This window comes from Schumannella luteola (genome assembly GCF_013408685.1).
GTDB classification, from domain to species: domain Bacteria; phylum Actinomycetota; class Actinomycetes; order Actinomycetales; family Microbacteriaceae; genus Schumannella; species Schumannella luteola.
The window spans coordinates 1,370,862-1,389,965 of the sequence record NZ_JACBZY010000001.1 but is presented as its reverse complement, the minus strand read 5'-3'; the positions used below and the strand labels follow the sequence as shown (position 1 = coordinate 1,389,965).

15 protein-coding genes, 1 tRNA gene and 1 other RNA gene are annotated in these 19,104 nt (G+C 71.9%); 10 read left to right on the top strand and 7 right to left on the bottom strand.

Annotation, left to right across the window (positions count from 1 at the left end; genetic code table 11):
* Positions 1-155: 155 nt before the first annotated feature.
* Both ffs and BJ979_RS06205 read left to right on the top strand, forming a co-directional pair.
* Positions 156-252, top strand: an RNA gene (gene ffs / locus BJ979_RS06210) — signal recognition particle sRNA small type.
* Positions 253-353: 101 nt separating this feature from the next.
* Entirely contained in the window at positions 354-1,001 is a 648-nt protein-coding gene (locus tag BJ979_RS06205) for an SDR family oxidoreductase (RefSeq protein ID WP_179566215.1), read from the top strand.
* 27 nt (positions 1,002-1,028) lie between these two features.
* On the opposite strand, the gene BJ979_RS06200 is transcribed toward BJ979_RS06205, so the two are convergent.
* Together BJ979_RS06200 and pta are read right to left on the bottom strand one after the other, a co-directional pair.
* The gene (locus BJ979_RS06200) at positions 1,029-2,153 is read right to left on the bottom strand and encodes an acetate/propionate family kinase (RefSeq protein ID WP_179566213.1); all 1,125 of its coding nucleotides are present in this window, start codon (positions 2,151-2,153) and stop codon (positions 1,029-1,031) included.
* Positions 2,150-4,264, bottom strand: a complete 2,115-nt coding sequence (gene pta, locus BJ979_RS06195) for a phosphate acetyltransferase (RefSeq protein WP_179566211.1) — start codon at positions 4,262-4,264, stop codon at positions 2,150-2,152. Before pta ends, BJ979_RS06200 begins: the two co-directional genes overlap by 4 nt.
* Positions 4,265-4,422: 158 nt before the next feature.
* Between pta and BJ979_RS06190 the strand changes: the two genes are divergently transcribed.
* From BJ979_RS06190 to BJ979_RS06180, 3 genes are all read left to right on the top strand, one after another.
* Positions 4,423-4,507 (top strand) — tRNA-Ser (locus tag BJ979_RS06190).
* A 173-nt stretch (positions 4,508-4,680) separates the two neighbouring features.
* On the top strand, positions 4,681-6,132 hold the full coding sequence (locus BJ979_RS06185; RefSeq protein ID WP_179566209.1) for a hemolysin family protein: 1,452 nt from the start codon (positions 4,681-4,683) through the stop codon (positions 6,130-6,132).
* Complete coding sequence (locus BJ979_RS06180) at positions 6,119-7,192, top strand: hemolysin family protein (protein WP_179566207.1); 1,074 nt, start codon at positions 6,119-6,121, stop codon at positions 7,190-7,192. The genes BJ979_RS06185 and BJ979_RS06180 overlap by 14 nt, the downstream gene beginning before the upstream one ends.
* 50 nt (positions 7,193-7,242) lie before the next feature.
* Here BJ979_RS06180 and BJ979_RS06175 read toward each other — a convergent pair whose 3' ends face one another.
* Complete coding sequence (locus BJ979_RS06175; protein ID WP_179566205.1) at positions 7,243-7,965, bottom strand: DUF998 domain-containing protein; 723 nt, start codon at positions 7,963-7,965, stop codon at positions 7,243-7,245.
* A 137-nt stretch (positions 7,966-8,102) separates the two neighbouring features.
* Between BJ979_RS06175 and BJ979_RS06170 the strand changes: the two genes are divergently transcribed.
* The 4 genes from BJ979_RS06170 to BJ979_RS06155 all read left to right on the top strand — a co-directional run bounded on the left by BJ979_RS06170 (position 8,103) and on the right by BJ979_RS06155 (position 11,619).
* On the top strand, positions 8,103-8,705 hold the full coding sequence (locus BJ979_RS06170; RefSeq protein ID WP_218853454.1) for a TetR/AcrR family transcriptional regulator C-terminal domain-containing protein: 603 nt from the start codon (positions 8,103-8,105) through the stop codon (positions 8,703-8,705).
* A 377-nt stretch (positions 8,706-9,082) separates the two neighbouring features.
* The gene (locus tag BJ979_RS06165) at positions 9,083-10,174 is read left to right on the top strand and encodes a magnesium and cobalt transport protein CorA (protein WP_179566201.1); all 1,092 of its coding nucleotides are present in this window, start codon (positions 9,083-9,085) and stop codon (positions 10,172-10,174) included.
* Between the two features lie 105 nt (positions 10,175-10,279).
* Positions 10,280-10,903, top strand: a complete 624-nt coding sequence (locus tag BJ979_RS06160) for a hypothetical protein (RefSeq protein WP_179566199.1) — start codon at positions 10,280-10,282, stop codon at positions 10,901-10,903.
* A gap of 41 nt (positions 10,904-10,944) precedes the next feature.
* Entirely contained in the window at positions 10,945-11,619 is a 675-nt protein-coding gene (locus BJ979_RS06155) for a hypothetical protein (protein ID WP_179566197.1), read from the top strand.
* A 1-nt stretch (position 11,620) separates the two neighbouring features.
* On the opposite strand, the gene BJ979_RS06150 is transcribed toward BJ979_RS06155, so the two are convergent.
* The 3 genes from BJ979_RS06150 to BJ979_RS06140 all read right to left on the bottom strand — a co-directional run bounded on the left by BJ979_RS06150 (position 11,621) and on the right by BJ979_RS06140 (position 15,769).
* Entirely contained in the window at positions 11,621-13,564 is a 1,944-nt protein-coding gene (locus BJ979_RS06150) for a helicase HerA-like domain-containing protein (protein ID WP_179566195.1), read from the bottom strand.
* 102 nt (positions 13,565-13,666) lie between these two features.
* Complete coding sequence (locus BJ979_RS06145) at positions 13,667-14,968, bottom strand: saccharopine dehydrogenase family protein (protein ID WP_179570072.1); 1,302 nt, start codon at positions 14,966-14,968, stop codon at positions 13,667-13,669.
* 36 nt (positions 14,969-15,004) lie between these two features.
* Complete coding sequence (locus BJ979_RS06140) at positions 15,005-15,769, bottom strand: phosphatase PAP2 family protein (RefSeq protein WP_343046614.1); 765 nt, start codon at positions 15,767-15,769, stop codon at positions 15,005-15,007.
* A 259-nt stretch (positions 15,770-16,028) separates the two neighbouring features.
* On the opposite strand from BJ979_RS06140, the gene BJ979_RS06135 reads away from it, so the two are divergent.
* Entirely contained in the window at positions 16,029-17,555 is a 1,527-nt protein-coding gene (locus BJ979_RS06135) for an HNH endonuclease signature motif containing protein (protein WP_179566193.1), read from the top strand.
* A gap of 177 nt (positions 17,556-17,732) precedes the next feature.
* Here the strand turns inward: BJ979_RS06135 and BJ979_RS06130 are convergent, their stop codons facing one another.
* Positions 17,733-18,959 carry a multidrug effflux MFS transporter gene (locus BJ979_RS06130; RefSeq protein WP_179566191.1) on the bottom strand — a complete coding sequence of 409 codons (1,227 nt, stop codon included), beginning with the start codon at positions 18,957-18,959 and terminating at the stop codon, positions 17,733-17,735.
* Positions 18,960-19,104 lie beyond the last annotated feature (145 nt).

The window sequence follows — 19,104 nt, the reverse complement described above, 5'->3', positions numbered from 1 at the left end:
GACGGCCAACCGAGGATGCGGTTCTCCTCGGTTCGAATCCGCTCCGACGCGCCCGGAGGGATTGCGCCCGACGTGAACTCGAGTTACGCGCGGGCGCGGTGATGAATGGTGTCGGGCCGCGAACGGCCGCACCGCCGGCTCCCGCTAGACTGATCCCCGGCTCCCCGCGTGGCGCCATCCAGGCCAACTCCCCCAGGGCGGAAACGCAGCAAGGGTAACCGGGCTCTGGCGGGTGCGCGGGGGGTCCTTTTCTTTGCGCGGCGTATGCCGTCTCGACCGCGCGTTCCTCCTCGCCTCCTGAGCGATCACGCCCGCACCGGCATCCCGCGCGCCGGATGCGGTGGACTGACGGCATGGACATCGCGATCGCGGGCGGTCACGGCAAGATCGCCCTTCTGCTCTCTTCCCTGCTCAGCGCCGACGGGCACCGCGTGCGCGGGCTCGTGCGCAACGCCGACCACGGCGACGACCTGCGCGCGGTCGGTGCCGAACCCGTCGTGCTCGACCTCGAGAAGGCCGACGACGCGGAGGTCGCCGAGGCGATCGCCGGCGCCGACGCGGTCGTCTTCGCGGCCGGCGCCGGCCCGGGCAGCACCGCCGAGCGCAAACTCACCCTCGACCGCGACGGGGCCATCCTGCTCGCTGATGCCGCCGTTCAGGCCGGCGTGCGGCGCTATCTGATCGTCTCGGCGATCGGCACCGACAGCTTCGACCCCGAGTCCGACGACGTGTTCCAGATCTATCTGCGGGCGAAGAGCGAGGCGGATGCGGCCGTGCGCGAGCGGGATCTCGACTGGACGATCGTGCGCCCCGGCGGCCTGAAGGACGAACCGGGGACGGGCTCGGTCTCCGCCGCCCCGGAGCTGCCGCGCGGCGACATCCCCCGCGCCGACGTCGCCGCCGTGCTGGCCGAGCTGCTGCGCTCGGGCGGCGCCGTGCGGAAGCAGTTCGACCTCACGACCGGGTCGACGCCGATCGCGGAGGCCGTCGCGGCGCTCTGAGGATCAGCCCGACGATCAGCCGGAGGATCAGCGCGCCAGCGCGAGCGCCTGCTTCGCGATCTCGAGCTCCTCGTCGGTCGGGATGACGAGCACCTCGACCGGCTGACGGTCGGGCGAGATGCGGCGCTCGGCGCGGGAGTCGAGCTCGTTGCGGTCGTCGTCGATGCGGATGCCGAGGAACTCGAGGCCGGTCATCGTGCGGCGGCGCAGCAGCGGGTTGTTCTCGCCGATGCCCGCCGTGAAGGCGATCACGTCGACCCCGCCGAGGATCGCGGCGTAGGCGCCGACGTAGTGCTTCACCCGGTGCCGCCAGATGGCCAGCGCCTGCTCGGCCCGCGGCTCGCCCTCGGCGGCGGCCCGCTGCACGTCGCGCATGTCGCCCGTGCCGGTGAGTCCGAGCAGCCCGCTGCGCTTGTTGAGCAGCGCATCCAGCTCGCCGAGGTCGAGGTCGGCGACACGGCCGAGGTAGGGCACGATCGCCGGGTCGAGGTCGCCCGAGCGGGTACCCATCACCAGGCCCTCGAGCGGCGTGAGGCCCATCGAGGTGTCGACGCTGCGGCCGCCGTCGACCGCGGTGATGCTCGCGCCGTTGCCGAGGTGCAGCACGATCTGCTTGAGCTCGCCGAGCGGCCGGCCGAGGAACGCGGCGGCCCGCTCGGTCACGTACTTGACGCTCGTTCCGTGGAATCCGTAGCGCCGCACCGCGTGCCGATCGGCGAGCTCGCGGTCGATCGCGTATCTCCATGCCTCTTCCGGCATGGACTGGTGAAAGGCGGTGTCGAAGACGGCCACATGGGGCACATCGGGGAAGGCGGCGCGGGCCGCGCGGATGCCGTCGAGGTTCGCCGGATTGTGCAGCGGGGCGAGGTCGTTGAGCTTCTCGATCTCGGCGATCACGGCGTCGTCCACGACCACCGCGCGGTCGAATCGGGCGCCGCCGTGCACGACGCGGTGACCCACCGCCGCGACCTCGGCATCGGGGCCGAGTCGCTCGAGCACGATGCGCATCCCCTCGTCGTGGTTCGCGGCGTCACCGCCCGGCTCGCCCAGTCGTTGCAGGGTTCCCGAGAGGATCGTCTCGCCCGCGACGGGGTCGACGAGCTGGTACTTGATCGACGAGGAACCGGAGTTGACGACGAAGACGCGGCTCACTGAGCACTCCCCTGGGCCTGGATCGCGGTGATCGCGACCGTGTTGACGATGTCGCGCACGAGGGCTCCGCGCGAGAGGTCGTTGATGGGCTTGTTGAGACCCTGCAACACGGGTCCGATGGCGACCGCGCCGGCGCTGCGCTGCACGGCCTTGTAGGTGTTGTTGCCTGTATTCAGATCGGGGAATACGAATACCGTCGCACGGCCCGCGACGGCCGAATCGGGCATCTTCGTGGCCGCCACGGTGGGGTCGGCGGCCGCGTCGTACTGGATGGGCCCCTCGACCAGCAGATGCCCGGCGCGCTCGCGCACGAGCGCCGTCGCGGCGCGCACCTTGTCGACATCGGCGCCCGTTCCCGACTCCCCCGTCGAGTAGCTCAGCATCGCCACGCGCGGGTCGATGCCGAACTGCCGGGCGGTCGCGGCCGAGCTCACCGCGATGTCGGCGAGCTGCTCGGAGGTGGGGTCGGGGATCACCGCGCAGTCGCCGTAGACGAGCACGCGGTCGGCGAGCGCCATGAGGAAGACGCTCGACACGACCGAGACGCCCGGCTTCGTCTTGATGATCTCGAAAGCGGGACGGATGGTGTGCGCCGTCGTGTGCTTGGCGCCCGACACCATCCCGTCGGCGAGTCCGAGGTGCACCATCATCGTGCCGAAGTAGCTGACGTCGGTGACCGTGTCGGCGGCCTGGCCGACCGTGATGCCCTTGTGGGCGCGCACGCGGGCGTACTCCTCGGCGAAGCGCTGCCGCAGCTGCTCGTCGAAGGGGCTGATCACCGCCGCGTCGCGCAGATCGACGCCGAGCTCGAGGGCGCGGGAGCGCACCGCCACCTCCTCGCCGAGGATCGTGAGCTGCGCGGTGCCGCGCTGCAGCAGCATCCCCGCAGCCTGCAGCACGCGGTCGTCGTCGCCCTCGGGCAGCACGATGTGCTTGCGGTCGGCGCGGGCGCGGTCGAGCAGGCCGTGCTCGAACATGAGCGGCGTGACGACCGTCGGGGGCGCGAGGTCGAGTCGGGAGGCGAGAGCCTCGCCGTCGACGCTGCGTTCGAACAGGGCGAGCGCCGCCTCCTGCTTTCGCGGGGAGTCCGCGGCGAGACGGCCACGGGTTCGCGTGATGCCGACCGCGGTGTCGAAGGTGCCGGACTCGACCGTCGCGACCGGCAGCGGCGAGCCGAGGCCGTCGAGCAGCCGGGTGATGGATGCGGCGGGCTCGAACCCGCCGTTGAGCAGCACGCCCGCGAGAGAAGGGAAGGTGTCGGAGGAGTGAGCGAGGATCGTGCCGAGCAGCACATCCGACCGATCTCCCGGAACCACGACGACCGCGCCCTCGAGCAGGCGCGGCAGCACGTTCTCGAGCGACATCGCCGCGATCACGGTGCCGAGCACCTCGCGGTCGAGCAGCGCATCCTCGCCGCGGATGAGCCGCGCATCCAGCGACTCGACCAGCGTGCGGAACGACGGCGCGACGAGCAGCGGGTCTTCGGGGATCGCCCAGACGGGGATATCACTCGAGGCGGCACCGCCGGCGCCGTGCTCGGCCGCCTCCACCGCGGCGACGACCTCGCCCAGCTGGTCGGGATCGGCGCGGTTCACGACGACGGCGAGCAGACCGGCGTGCTCGGCGCGCAGCTCGGCGCGGGTGACCTCGGCCACCTGCCGCAGCTCGGCCGGGGTGCGGGCGGCGGTGCCATCCTGCCCGCGTCCGCCGAGCACGAGCAGCACCGGGGCGCCGAGGTTCGCGGCGACGCGGGCGTTGAAGCTCAGCTCGGTCGGGCTGCCGATGTCGGTGTAGTCGCTGCCGACGATCACGACCACATCGCTCGCCGCCTCCACCGCCGCGAAGCGCGTGACGATCTCATCGAGCGCCCCATCGGGGTCGTTGTGCACGCGCTCGTAGCTCGTGCCGACGCAGGTGTCGTAGTCGAGATCGGCGGTCGAGTGCGCCAGCAGCAGCTCGAGCACGTAGTCGCGCTCCTGCGTCGTGCGGGCGACCGGCCGGAAGACGCCGACGCGCGTGGCGCGGCGCTGCAGCAGCTCGACCACGCCGAGGGCGACGGTCGACTTGCCGGTGTGACCTTCTGCTGAGGCGATGAAGATGCGAGTCGTCACGCCCTCCAGCGTAGAAGTAAGGATGACCTCACAACCTGGGAATCGGCGCGGGTTCGCAGCGCGCGGATGCGGTGCCCTGCCAGGGCCGCGGTGCCTGCGGACGGCGGCGCCCCGAATGCCCGGTAGGATGGGCGACGGCTTCGCCTCGGCGAGTGCCAGGAGGATTCGCCTAGTGGCCTATGGCGCACGCTTGGAAAGCGTGTTGGGTGAAAGCCCTCGGGGGTTCGAATCCCCCATCCTCCGCAGGTCGAAGAGCGCGGTTCCCACTTCGGGAGCCGCGCTCTTCGCGTTCCCGCTGACCGCGGCGCGCTCGCGTTTCGCGCCCGGCGTTCTCCGAGCATCCTGATTTACGGTCGTCGCATGGACGACTGCCATAGACCCAGCCTGCCCATCCGCGTCGCCGACGGAGGTGACGCGTGCCCGAGTGGCTCGGTCTGATCCTCGGCACCCTGCTCACCGTCGGAACCGGCGTCTTCGTCGCGAGCGAGTTCGCCCTGGTGAACCTCGACCGCCACGAGCTCGAAGGCCGGCGCGACCGCGGTGAGAAGCGGCTCGGCCCGGTGATCGGCGCGCTGCGCATCACCTCGACGCACCTCTCCGGCGCCCAGCTCGGCATCACCCTGACGACCCTGCTGGCCGGCTTCACCTTCGAACCGGCGATCAGCAGCCTGCTGCGCGGCCCGCTCACCGGCCTCGGCATCCCGGATGCCGTCGTGCCCGGCGTCGGCGCCGTCGTCGCGATCGTGCTGGCGACGCTGTTCTCGATGATCCTCGGCGAGCTCGTGCCGAAGAACTTCGCGCTCGCCCTCCCCCGCCAGACGGCGAAGCTCGTCGTGCCGCTGCAGGTGGTGTTCACGACCGTGTTCCGGCCCGTGATCGCGCTGTGCAACGGCACCGCGAACGCGATCATCCGGCGCATGGGCATCGAGCCGAAGGAGGAGCTGTCGGGGGCGCGCACGGCCGAGGAGCTCGGCTTCCTCGTGCGGCGCTCCGCCGTCGAGGGCACCCTCGACCCCGACCACGCGACCCTGCTCGACCGCACCCTGCGCTTCGCGCAGCACGACGTCGCCGACGCGCTGACCCCGCGGGTGCGGATGGTGACGGTCGCCGCCGACGACTCGGCGCACGCCGTGATCGCCGCCTCGCTCGCCTCCGGGCACTCGCGCTTCCCGGTCACCGGCGCCGATCGCGACGACATCGTCGGGCTCGTGCACGTGAAGCAGGCGTTCCGCCTCGACCCGGGCGAGCGCGACGGCGTGACCGCGGGCGATCTCGCGACGGCGGCGCTGTTCGTGCCCGAGACGGCCGCCGTCGACGGCGTGCTGCAGACGCTGCGCCGCTCGGGCGGGCAGCTCGCGATCGTGCTCGACGAGCACGGCGGCACCGCCGGACTCGTCACCCTCGAAGACCTCATCGAAGAGCTCGTGGGCGAGCTGCGCGACGAGCACGACCGCATCCACCAGGCCGTGGTGCGCGACGGCGAGGGATGGATGCTCGACGCCGGCCTGCGCCCCGACGAGGTGCGCCAGCTCACCGCGACGGGCGGCGGGGCCGCCGCGATCGTGCCCGAGGGCGACGACTACGACACGGTCGGCGGGCTCGTGCTCGACCGGCTGGAGCGGGTTCCCGAGGTCGGCGACGCCGTCGAGCTCGAACACGGCGCGCTCACGGTCGTGCGGATGGACGGGGTGCGCGTCGCGCGACTGCGCTGGACGCCCGCCGCCGACAGACCCGACAGAACCGACAGCGAGCGAGCCGACGCCGAGCGAGCCGACGCCGAGGGGCCCGGAGCCGAACGAGCCGAGCCCGCATCCACCGCCCCGGATGCCCGCGACCGACAGGAGGTGAGCGCTCATGGCGAGCAGTGACATCGCCGGCCTGATCTGGCTGTTCGTGCTGCTGATCGTGAACGGCTTCTTCGTCGGCGCCGAATTCGCCGTCATCTCGGCGAAGCGCTCGCAGATCGAGCCGCGCGCCGCTGCCGGCAGCCGCGCCGCGAAGACGACCCTCTGGGCGATGGAGCACGCGACGCTCATGCTGGCGACGAGCCAGCTGGGCATCACGGTCTGCTCGCTCGTGATCCTCAACGTCAGCGAGCCGGCGATCAAGCACCTGCTCGAGGTGCCGCTCGGGGCGACCGCGCTCAGCGGGGATGCGATCGCGGTGATCGCCTTCGTCGTCGCGCTGCTCGCGGTGACCTTCCTGCACGTCGTGTTCGGCGAGATGATCCCGAAGAACCTCGCGTTCTCGGTGCCGGATCGCGTCGCCCTGCTGCTCGCGCCGCCGCTCGTGCTCGTGGCGCGCATCCTGCTGCCCGTGATCGGGTCGCTGAACTGGCTCGCGAACGGCATCCTGCGACTGTTCAAGGTGCAGCCGAAGGACGAGGCGACGAGCGCGTTCACGCTCGACGAGGTCGCCGGCATCGTGGCGGTGTCGACCCGCGAGGGTGTGCTCGACGACCGGTCGGGCGCGCTGCAGGCGGCGTTCGAATTCACCGACAAGCGGGTGCACGACATCGAGGTGCCGACGACGCGGATGCGCACGCTCGCCCGCGACGCGACGCCCGCCGACGTGCGGGCCGCGGTGGCCGAGACCGGCTGGTCGCGCTTCGTGCTGACTGACGCCGATGCGTCAGGCGTCGCCGAGCCCGTCGCCGCCGAGCCCATCGCGTACCTGCACCTCAAGGACGTGCTCGACCTGACGGGCGCGGCGGATACGCAGCCGGTTCCGGCGAAGCGGATGCGCCGTCTCGTCACGCTCTCGCGCGACGCCGAGCTCGAGGACGCTCTCGACCGGATGCGCCGCGACGGCGTGCACGTCGCCCGAACGGCCGACGCCGAGGGGCGCATCCACGGCGCGGTGTTCCTCGAGGACATCCTCGAGGAGCTCGTCGGCGAGATCGACGACAGCGCGCACGCGGTGAGCTGAGTCGCGCCGGCGGCGGGAAGCTGGGGCGCGCCGACGCGGGGAGCCGTCGCCTACTCGGCGGCGCGACCCTGCTCGGGGCGCCCCTGCTCGGCGCGCTTCGAACGCAGCGGATGCGGCGACCAGGCGTAGATCTGCGACGCCGCGCGGGCGAGCCAGGCGCACTGGGCGAGCACGGCGATCCACAGCAACGCGGTGCCGAGCGCGACGAGCGGACCGTTCGAGAGGGCGGCCCCGCCGACGAAGCCGACGAGCACGAGCACGCCGAGCAGGATGCTGAACCCCGCCAGGCGCGGACGCCCGAGCGCGCGCACCCATCCGGCGTACGCGAACGCGGCGACGGCGATCGCGACGAAGCCGATGGCGCCGAAGAGCAGGTGCAGGATGCCGGAGAGACTGAACTCGCCGCCCGCCGATCCGGACGGGAAACCGGCGACCGGGTCGGGAGGGAAGACGGCGCTGAGCGCGAGCCCGCCGCCGTAGACGATCGTGAGCGCGCCGATCGCGAGACCGCGCCCGCTGCGGATCGCCCGCAGGATGCCGACAGCCGCCGCGATGACCATGAGCGCCGTGAGGCCGAGGTTCGCCCGCTGCAGCCAGCCCAGATCGCCGAGCATGAGCAGGGAGAGGGCGTGCCGCGTCAGATCGAACCCCGGGCGGGTCAGGGCGAGCACGAGGCCGACGACGACGTAGAACGGACCGGCCACGACGCCCCAGCCGAGCAGGCTGCGGGTGACGGCGGCGGCGCCGTCGAGGTCGGGGTTCTTCTCGGCCATCACGGTCTCCTGCACTCATGGGTGCATTAGTGCACTCGGCGGTACGGTAGCGACATCGCGACGGCCGACGCAAGCATCCGACCGCGGCGAGCGCCGCGCACGAGAGGACGACGATGACCGAGCACGAGGACCCGCGCGTGACCCGATCGCGCGCGCTCATCCTCGACGCGGCGGCCGTCGTCTTCCTCGAGCACGGCTACGTGGAGGCGACGGTCGACCAGATCGCGGCGGCCGGCGGCGTGGCCAAGCGCACGATCTACAACCTGTACGGCGAGAAGGATGCGCTGTTCCGCGCCACGATCCTGCGCTCGATCGCGACCGCCGACCGATTCAGCGCCTCCCTCGCCGCCGAGGTGCTGGCCGTCGACGACCCCGCCGCCGAGCTGCCGGATATCGCGGTGCGGCTCGCCGAATCCGTGCTGCTGGGCCCGGTGCTGCCGCTGCGACGGCTGCTCGTGACCGAGTCGCGCCGCTTCCCCGACCTCGCCGAGGAGTACCGCGACCGCGCCCCCGAAGCGGTCATGCGCGCGCTCGCCGCCCTGTTCGTGCGCCTAGCCGAACGCGGGCTGCTGCGTGCGGCGCCCGGGCGCCTCATGGCCGAGCACTTCGCCTTCCTCGTGATGGGCGCCGACCTCGACCGCGGCACCTTCCTGCCGCTCGACGTCACCGCCCGCCGCGTGCGCACCGCGGCCCGCGCCGGCGCCGCCGCGTTCCTGCGCGCCTACGCACCCGTGCCCTGACTCATCGAGCGCGAGCGGGAGCCCGCCGTCGAGCCCGAAACGGGGGCGTGCGCCCCCGCCGCGGAAGAGGCGTATCCTTGCCGAGGCCCGCGCCCCGCGCGAGCCCGAGACGCCCGGTCGACGCCCAGCGCGACGGCCCCGCGAGACCCGCAGAACGAACCGCGAGAGGCAGGTGACGCGCACGATGATCGGCGATCATGATCCGCAGAAGCGCCGTCGCTCCTGCCTCGGCGCTTCTGCGTCCTGATCCTCCTCCCTCGTCCCGGCACGAGGCGGATGGATGCCCGCGTCCGCGGCTGACTCAGCTCGCGCCCGCGCATCCACTCGTCTGACGCCGGGTCTGCGCACGCCTGCCTCCTGACACCTCAGGAGGAGTGATGACTCTCATCGACACCGGCATCTACCGCGACGGCGCACGCCTGGCCGCCCCTCCCGAGACGCATCTCACCTCCGAGAGCCTCGTGGGCACCGACGATCTCGCCTGGATCGGCCTGCTGCGCCCGACCGCCGCCCAGCTGACCGAGCTGGCCGAGGAGTTCGACCTGCACCCGCTCGCTGTCGAGGACGCGCAGAAGGGCCACCAGCGGGCCAAGCTCGAGCGGTACGACCACACGCTGTTCCTGGTGCTGCGGCCGGCCTGGCTCGCGGGCGCCGACGCCACCGCCGCATCCACCGCCGACGGCGTCACGGTCGAGTCGGGCGAGATCCACGTCTTCGCCGGGCCGCACTTCGTGATCACCGTGCGGCACGCCGACCGCCCCTCGCTCGCCGGCGTGCGGGCGCGGCTCGAGGCGAACCCGCAGACGCTCTGCGGCGGCTCGGAGGCCGTGCTCGCGGCGATCCTCGACGAGGTCGTCGACGGCTACGCGCCCGTCGTGCACGGCCTGCAGGAGGGCGTGGATGCGCTCGAGGACGAGCTGCTGCGCGGCAAGGCCGACCCGGCCGCATCCCAGCGCATCTACCACCTGCTCTCGCAGGTGATCGACTTCCAGCGCGCGATCGGCCCGTTGCCCGACATGCTGCACGGGCTGCTGCGCGGCTCGCGCAAGTACGGCGCCGACGACGAGGTGCAGAACCAGGTGCGCAACGTGCTCGACCACGCGCTGCGCATCACCGAGCGGGCGGATGCCTTCCGCGCGCTGCTCGAGAGCCTCCTCACCCTGCACTCGACCCTCGTCACCCAGGAGCAGAACGAGGGGATGCGCCGCATGACCCGCGCCAGCCTCGCCCAGGGCGAGGAGAGCCGGCGGCTCGCGCAGATCCAGCTCGAGCAGGGCGAGCAGACGAAGAAGATCACGTCGTGGGCGGCGATCCTGTTCGCGCCGACGCTCATCGCGGGCGTCTACGGCATGAACTTCGACGCCATGCCCGAGCTGCACTGGGCGTGGGGTTACCCCTTCGCGATCGCGCTCATGCTGGGGCTCGGCGCGGGGCTGTGGTTCGTGTTCAAGCGCAAGCGCTGGCTCTGAGAGCGGTTCGGGGTGCCCCCGAACCGGGGTGCCCCGAACTGGGATGACGCGCGGATCCGGCAGAGTTGTCACCATCGAGACAGCAGACCCGAGGAGGAGGACGGGGTGACGACCATGACGACGCCGACGACGCTCGTCTTCGCGCGCCTACGCCGATCCATCCTGGTCGGCGCGATCACGGCTCTCGTGCTCGCGCTCGTGCCGGTGACCGTCGCCCTCGTCGTGCTCGGCGACGGCCTGCTGCCGACCGTGCTCATCGAGTCGGCCATCGTGATCACCTGCGTCGTGCTCGGCATCCGTCAGCTCACGATCCACGTGCGACTCACCGATCGCGAGCTCAGCGGCAACGGCATCTTCAGCCCGATGGTGCGCGTCGACCTCGACGACGTGCACGAGGTGCTGCTCGTGCCGACCTTCGTCGGGGCTGCTCCCGACCCGGTGCTGCAGATGCTCGTGCGCGACGCGACCGGGCGCCGGCTGTTCCGCCTGCGCGGCAACTTCTGGGATGACGGCCTGCTCGAGAAGCTCGCCGCCGCCCTGCCCGTGCCGGTGCAGACCGTCGCCGAGCCGGTGACGTCGAAGGCGTTCTTCGAGACCTACCCGGGCAGCGAGTACTGGTTCGAGAACAAGCCGTGGCTGCGCGTCGCGGCGATCCTCGGCGCCGGCGTGCTCGTGCTCGGCGTCGCCGCGGGCGCGATGCTCGCGCTCGGCGACCGCATTCCCGGCTGAGACACCTTCACGTCCGGCCCGCGAGCGGGCAGACTGCCTCCATGCGCCGATGCTCGATGTGCTCGCTGCCGTACGAGATCGGCGAAGACCGCTGCTCGGCGTGCGGGACCCGGCTCGACGCCCGCGCCCCGGTCGACGGCCGCGCGAGCCGGGAGCCTGCGACGCCCGCGGAGGTGCCGACCCGCGACCTCGATCGACTGCGACGGACGCGCGCGATCGCCTCGACCGGCTCGGCGATCGTGCTGCTCGGGATCTTCGCGGCCGGCGTCGCGCAGCTCGTTCTCTGGAACGACCTGCGCCCGGAGTTCTCCCGCGGCGACCCGCTGCTGCTGCTCTATCTGGCGCTCGCGCTGGCGGCCGTCCTGCTGACCGGAGCGCCCGGGCGCACTCTCGCGCACTATCCCCTCGACGGCCTGCTGCGGCGCGGTCGACCGCGCTGGTGGAAGGGCCTGCTCGCGGGGGCGATCGCGGCCGGGCTCTACCTCGCGGCGAATGAGCTCTTCGCGCGCGGACTGCTGCTGAACGGTCGCGAGCGCTCCGGCGATCCGAGCACCGCCGAGATCGTCGCGCTGACGGATGCGGGGATCCTCATCTCGTACGCGTCGATCGCGGTCTGGCTGATCTGGACGGCGATCGCGCCGCTGCTCGGGCCTCAGCTCATGATGGTGCGCCAGCGCCGCATCCTCGCGAAGCGCGAGCGCTCGACGACGCGCTGACCTACTTGCGCTTCAGCGTGCCGAAGATGCCGCGCACGATCTCGCGGATGACCGTGCGACCGGTCGTCGAGCCGAGGATCTCCTCGGCCACCGACTTCTCTCGGCGGGTGGATGCGCGGCTCGACGAGGTGCGGGTCGTGGTGGCGCGGCCCTGACTGCGGCGAGCCTCGGCGAGGGTGCGCTCGTAGTCGCGCTGCGCCTGGACCTTCGCCTTCGCCTCGTCCTTCGCGCGCTTCTCGTCGTCCTTGACCTTCTGCGCGGCATCCGCCTCGGCCTGGGCCTGCTCCTCGGCGGCGCGGTCGGCCGCGGCGGCGGCATCCATCTTCGCGGCCAGGATCTCGCGCGCCGACTCGCGGTCGATCGCGGTGCCGTACTGCGCGAGCAGCGGCGAGGCGTTCACGGTCGCCTGGATCTGCTCGAGCGGCGTCGGCGACATGGAACCCTGCGGGGCGCGCAGGCGGGTCCAGGCGACGGGCGACGGCGCGCCCTTCTCGTTCATGACGGTCACGATCGCCTCGCCGGTCGCGAGCGACTGCAGCACCTCGCCGAGCTGGTAGCCGCTCTTCGGGTAGGTCGTCACGGTCGCCTTGAGCGCCTTCGCGTCCTCGGGAGTGAAGGCGCGCAGCTGGTGCTGCACTCGGCTGCCGAGCTGGGCGAGCACATCCGACGGCACGTCCTTCGGCGTCTGCGTGACGAAGAAGATGCCGACGCCCTTCGAGCGGATGAGGCGCACCGTCTGGGTGATCTGCGCCACGAAATCCTTCGACGCGTCCTTGAACAGCAGGTGGGCCTCGTCGAAGAAGAACACCAGCTTCGGCTTGTCGAGGTCGCCGACCTCGGGCAGGTCGTTGAACAGATCGGCCAGCAGCCACATGAGGAACGTCGAGAACAGCGCCGGCTGGTCGGCGACGCTCGGCACCTCGAGCAGGCTGACGATGCCGCGGCCGTCGGCCGTCGTGCGCAGGAACTGGGCCGTGTCGATCTCCGGCTCGCCGAAGAAGACATCCGCGCCCGCGTCGGCGAAGCCGATCAGCTCGCGCAGGATGACGCCTGCGGTCGCCTTCGACAGGCCGCCGAGCTGGGTGAGCTCATCCTTGCCGTCGTCGCTCGTGAGGAAGGTCAGCACCGCCCGCAGGTCGCTGAGGTCGAGCAGCGGCAGGCCGGCCTGGTCGGCGTAGTGGAAGACGAGCGCCAGGCTCGACTCCTGCGTCTGGTTGAGGCCCAGCACCTTGCTGAGCAGCAGCGAGCCGAAGCTCGAGACGGTCGCGCGGATCGGGATGCCGGTGCCGAGCCCGCCGAGCGTGTAGTACTCGGTCGGGGCGGCCTGCGGGGCCCAGTCCTGGCCGATGCCGCGCGTGCGGGCGAGCAGCTTCTCGTTGCCCTCGCCGGGGCTCGCGATGCCCGAGAGATCACCCTTGATGTCGGCCGCGAACACCGGGACTCCGTTGGCGCTGAGCTGCTCGGCGAGCACCTGCAGCGTCTTCGTCTTGCCGGTTCCGGTGGCGCCGGCGACGAGGCCGTGGCGATTGGTCATGCCGAGCGGGATGCGCACGGGCACGTCGGCGAGCGCGTCGCCGTTCACGAGGGCGCCCATCTCGAGCGCGGGACCGTCGAAGGCGTACCCGGCGCGGATCGCGTCGACCTGGGGTGCGGTGAGCGGGCCGGGGGCGGCGGGAGCGGCTGGTGTCGCGGGAGCTGCGGGAGCGGCGGGGACGGAGGCGGGTGCGGCGGGAGCGGGAGCCGCGGTAGTGGCGGGCTCGGCGGGTTCAGCGTCGACTGCGGGCGCGGATGCAGGAGTCGTCGCGGCGGTCGGCTCGACGGTCGCGGGCGTCGCATCCCGTTCCGCGTCCGCCCCGGCGTGCTCCGCCTCGGCGGCGGCGAGCGCCGCCTGCGCCTCCTCGAGCGCCCGACGTGCAGCAGCGACCTTGTCCTCGGCGTCACTCATGCCCTCACCCTATTGAGAGCGCCTTCCCGCTTCCACGGTCGGGGATCGTGCGCTCGCGTCGGTATGGAGTGCTGATGCCGACGAGGTGGCACGATCCTCGGTTCAGCTCGACGTGGTGGGGGTGCGTTCTTCGTGGCCGTAGGGCTGTCCGTAGCCGCCGTCGGCGACGGGGCGGGCCATGAGCTCGAGGAAGGGGCGGGCGGCGAAGGCCTCGGGGCCGAGGACGCCGGTGCCGGTCCAGACGCCGGTCGCGAGCAGTTCGAGGGCGATGACCGGGTTGAGGGCGGTCTGCCAGACGACGCACTGGGTGCCGTATTCGGCCATGGTCCATTCGTTGTCGGCGACGTGGAACAGATACACCTCCCGCGGGCGCCCCTCCCATTCGGTGCCGACCGCGCCGGTCCCGGTCACGAGCACGCCGGCGCAGGTCTTGCCGGTCATGCGGGGGCCGATCGTCGCGGGATCCGGCAGGGATGCCGCCACGACATCGCGGGGGGCGACCTCGACCGGGCCGGCGGCCGAACGCACGCGCACCGGGGCGGTCTTGTCGAGGCCGAGGAGGTTGAGTGTCTTCAGCACGCCGATGAACTCGGCCCCGAGGCCGTACTTGAACGTCACCCGGCGAGCGTCGAGCCAGCGCGGCATCAGCAGCACTTCCTCGTGCTCGACGTTCACGCATTCGACCTCGCCGATGCCCTCGGGGAAGACGAAGGTCTCCGGCTCGCTGAACGGCGGCGTCGTGAACCAGCCGCGCTCCTTCTCGAAGATCACCGGCGGGTTCAGGCATTCCTCGATGGTCGTCCAGATCGAGAACGACGGCGCGAAGATCTCCGCCCCGGTCTCGTCGCGCACGACCAGGTTCGCGCCGTCGCGCACGCCGAGCTCGTCGATCGACTCGAACAGCACATCCGACGCGTAGCGGGCGAGCACATCCGACAGCCCCGGCTCCACGCCGATGCCGACCAGCGCCAGACGCCCCGCGCTCTCCCAGTCGCCCGCCTGCGCGAACTGGTCGTCGCCGAGCTTCACCCCGGTCTCGGTGTGCGGATCGGTCGGATGCGGCTCCGACAGCGACATCGCCATGTCGAGGTAGTCGGCGCCGGCATCCAGTGCGCCGCGGAAGATCGTCGGCACGAACTTCGGCTCGACTGCGTTCATCACGTGCGTCACCGCGTGCTCGGTCGCGACCCGCGTCACATCGGCCGGATCGGAGGCGTCGATGCGGGCCGCCCGGAACCGCGACGCGACCTCGTCGCCGTGCCGCTCGCGGATCCACGCGACCGTGCGCTCGGCTCGCGCCGGGTCGTAGTCGGTCACGACGATCAACTCGTAGAAGGAGCGTCGCGCGGCGATGCGCGCGAAGGCGTCGCCGACACCGCCCGCCCCGACGAGAAGGATGCGCATGGTCGGGGCCGCGGCGTCGTCGCTCATGGCGCGAGGCTAGCGCGCACCCCCGCCGCCGGGCGAGGGGTCGGCGTACCGCGCCGCCGCGAGGTCGCGTCGCCGCTGCCGCTCGCGCTCGACCGGCCCGGCGAGCGCCGCCCATCCCAGCAGCCCGACCGCGACGCCGATGAGCAGCCCGCCGAGCGTGTCGGTCATCCAGTGCGCGCCGAGGTAGGTGCGGCTCAGCATCATCGCGACGACGTAGACCGCGCCGAGCACCCAGACCCAGCGCCGCGCGAGCAGCACTCCGAGCACGACGGCGAGCGTGGCGGCGTTGGCGGTGTGGCCCGAGGGGAACGACCCCGGATCGACGGCGACGAGGATGTCGTGCGGCCGCGCCCGTCCGAACAGCGCCTTGAGCAGCTGCACGAGCCCGGCGCTGGCTCCGCACGCGAGCGCCCAGTACAGCGCGGCCCACGGCCGCCGCACGATCAGCAGCACCGCGAGCACCCCGAGCGGCACGACGAACACCGCGAACCAGCCGCCGCCGATCGCGTTGAACAGCAGCGACGGCACCTCCCAGATCGGGTTGCGGTGCTCGATGATCTCGGCCATCCACTCGCGGTCGATCCCGGGCGGCTGGCTGCCGCGCACGGCCAGCAGCGCGCCCAGTCCGAAGGCGGCGGCGAGCACGATCAGCGCGGCGAACAGGGCCGGTCGGCGGCGCGCGGCGGTGACGGGATGCGCGGCCGCCTCGCGCGGGGTCAGCGGCCGCCCGGCGCTCCCGCGGTCGTCATCAGCGGGAGTCGGCGGAACGGGCACCCCGTCACGCTAGGCCATGGCCTCGGACAGTCCTCGCCGATCGAGCCTCCGCACAGCATCTCGGCGCTCGCGCGACGGACCGATCGCGAGCAAATCCGACGGCCGATCAGGATCCCGGGCTCGAACGGATGGTTCGCGTGGTCTCGTGTGTGGTCCTGGGCCCCCCGTGTCGGATGTCGGTGGAATGTGCATCTGATCTGCGGTTCTGGTTCGCTCGGGTGTTCCGGCGGATGTCGGTGGTGGCTGTCACAGTGCAGGTATGGAGAAGCCCAGGACGTCACTCGGAGGCGACGGCCAAGCGCCGTTCGCTGATGGCGACGTCGATGGCTTCGTGAGCGCGGGCGGTGGCCGTGTTGCCGGCGAGGTCGTGACGTTGCCGGGGCTGGTGGGTGAGGCGGAGTCGGCGCTCGCGGCGTTGACGGCGGGGCAGGTGGCGGAGGTGCGAATGCTCGCCCGCGCCGGCCAGCTCGCGGAGGCCGAAGCCGCTGGGTCTCCGGTGAACGTGCGGGCACATGACATGGCTCTGCGGTCGATCGCGGCGGAGATCGGGGGAGTGCTCCGCTCCCCAGACAGGACCGTGCAGCGCCGCATCGGCGAGGCACGGGAGATCGTCGAGTTCTACCCTGCCGCGTTGTCGGCCTGGGAGCACGGGTTCATCACCCGAGGGCACGTCACGGTGATCGTCGACGCCGGCCGGGTCGTCCCGGTCGAGCGTCGGGGCGAGTTCGAGCGGGAGGCGATCGAGCGCAGCCTCGCCGATACCCCGAACCGGGTGCGTGCCGGACTCGAGCTCTACGCCCAGATGCTCACCGACCGGAACTTCAGCGAACGGCACGAGGACGCCGCCCGTGGCCGTGCGGTCCGGCTCATTCCGGGGCGGGATGGGATGTGCGACGTGATCGCGACCGTCCCGACGGTGATCGGCGACGGGATCCTGGATCGGTTGACGCGGATGGCGCACGCGGTGCAGGACGCTGCCGAACCGCGCGGAGAAACCACCGCCGACATCGCATCTGCCAGCGGAGCCAGCGCCTCGACGGATCGGCGGACGGTCGACCAAATCCGCGCGGACGTGTTCGCCGACCTGCTCCTCGCCGGCGCCCCGGCGCTCGACGTGACCGCGCAGGGCGACGGTCCCGGTGCGCTGGGTGCGATCCGCGCGCAGGTGCAGGTCACCGTGTCCGCGCTCACTCTCCTCGGCGACGACGAGAACCCGGCCGACCTCATCGGGCGCTCACCGATCGACGCCGGAACCGCCCGCTACCTCGCCGGCGACACCTCGTCATGGACCCGCCTGCTCACCGATCCCATCGACGGCGTCACGGTCGCGGTCGACCGGTACCGGCCCTCGCTCGAGCAGCGCCGTCACCTGCGGGCCCGGGATCAGCACTGCCGCTTCCCGGGATGCCGGATCGCGGCGATCCGCTGCGAGCTCGACCACACCCTCGACCACGCGCTCGGCGGTCCGACGGCACTGATCAACCTCGCCCATCTGTGCCAGCGGCATCACTCGATGAAGCAATTCACCGCCTGGCGAGTGAGACAGCATCCCGGCGGAGTCCTGCAATGGACATCCCCGACCGGCCGCGTCTACCGCGAAGACGCGCCCGCCCCACCCGTGGCGTTCGTGCCACTCGGACACCCCATCCGCTGCCACCGACCGATCCCCGACAGCGGTGAACCTCTCGACGATCCACCGGATCGCCCCCGCGGACTTCGCGACCATGAAACCGGTGCGCCGTTCGCGATCGCGGCGGCCCATGACCCGATCCCGGCCCCGTTCTGAAGCCGAGCGACTCCCTGTCGTCGTCGATCGACCGTGCGCGCGAGAGACCGACGCACTCGATCGCTCACACAGCCGACCCATCACGTCGCGGCAACCGCAACGCTCCTCTGGCCCGACCCGGGCCGGGCCCGGCCCCGCGCTCGCCCGCGCTCGCCCGCGCCGGTCCGGGCGCCCGGCCTACTCGATCGGCGGCACCGTCCGCGGCCGCACGATCGTCCACATGACGACGTTCGCGACGACGTGGCAGCCGATCATGACCGCCGCCATCGGCAGCGCCGAGGTGATGCCGAGCACGCCGACGATCGGCGAGATCACGCCGGCGAGGCCGAAGTTGACGGCGCCGAGCAGCGAGGCCGCCGTGCCCGCCTCGCTGCCGTGGTGCGCGAGCGCGAGCACCTGCACGCTGGGGAACGCGAGACCGCAGGCCGCGAGCATCACGAACAGGGCGACGAGGATCGGGATGAGCGCACCGCCGAGCAGCGCGACGACAGCGATCGAGAGCGAGCTGAGCAGCATGATGCCGATCGCCGTGGCGAGGATCCATTGCGGGCCGATGCGCCGCATGAGCCGCGACGAGAGCTGCGACGCGATCACGAGTCCGAGCGAGTTGACGCCGAACATGATGCCGAACTGCTGCGCGCTGAGGCCGTAGACGTTCTGCAGCAGCAGCGACGAGGCCGAGAGATAGGCGAACAGTCCGGAGAACTGCATGCCGCCGATGATCGCGACGCCGATGAAGACGCGGTCGGTGAACAGCGCCCGATATCTCTGCCGCGCGGTGGTCGTAGCCGAGGGGATGTGGGCGCCCCGCGGCCGCGTCTCGGCCACGAGGAAGGCGGCGACGACGACCGCGACGAAGCCGTAGATCGCGAGGGCGACGAAGATGCCGCGCCAGTCGAAGAACAGCAGCATCTGCGAGCCGATGAGCGGCGCGAGGATGGGCGCGAGCCCGGTCACGAGGGCCAGGCGGGAGAGCATCCGCACGAGCGCGTGCCCGGAGAAGAGGTCGCGCACCATGGCCATCGCGACCACGCCGCCGCCGGCCGCGCCGATGCCCTGCAGCACGCGGAACACGCCGACCCAGACGACGTCGGGCGAGGCGGCGACGCCGATGCTCGCGCCGATGTGCAGCGCTGTCGCGAGCAGCAGCGGCAGGCGGCGGCCGACCCGGTCACTCCAGGGGCCGACGACGAGCTGGCCGAGGCCGAAGCCGACCGTGGTCGCCGTCAGGGTCAGCTGCACCGCCGCATCCGTCGTCGACAGCTCGTCGACGACCTTCGGGAAGGCGGGCAGGTAGAGGTCGATCGTGAAGGGGCCGAGGCCGACGAGCGCACCGAGCAGGATGATGTGCAGGATGCGCTGGCCGCGCGACATGGCGTCGCCGGGGTGCACGAGGGCGGTCATGGGTGAGCGCTCCGGAAGCGGTCGAGATGCGGTGGTGGTGTGGTGCGCTGCGTGATGAGGCTGCGCAGCGGTGGTGCTCCGGCCGCCCCGTTCGCGGTGACGCCGTGCCGTAGTGCAACGGTGCAGCGTGCGCACGATTCCCTCA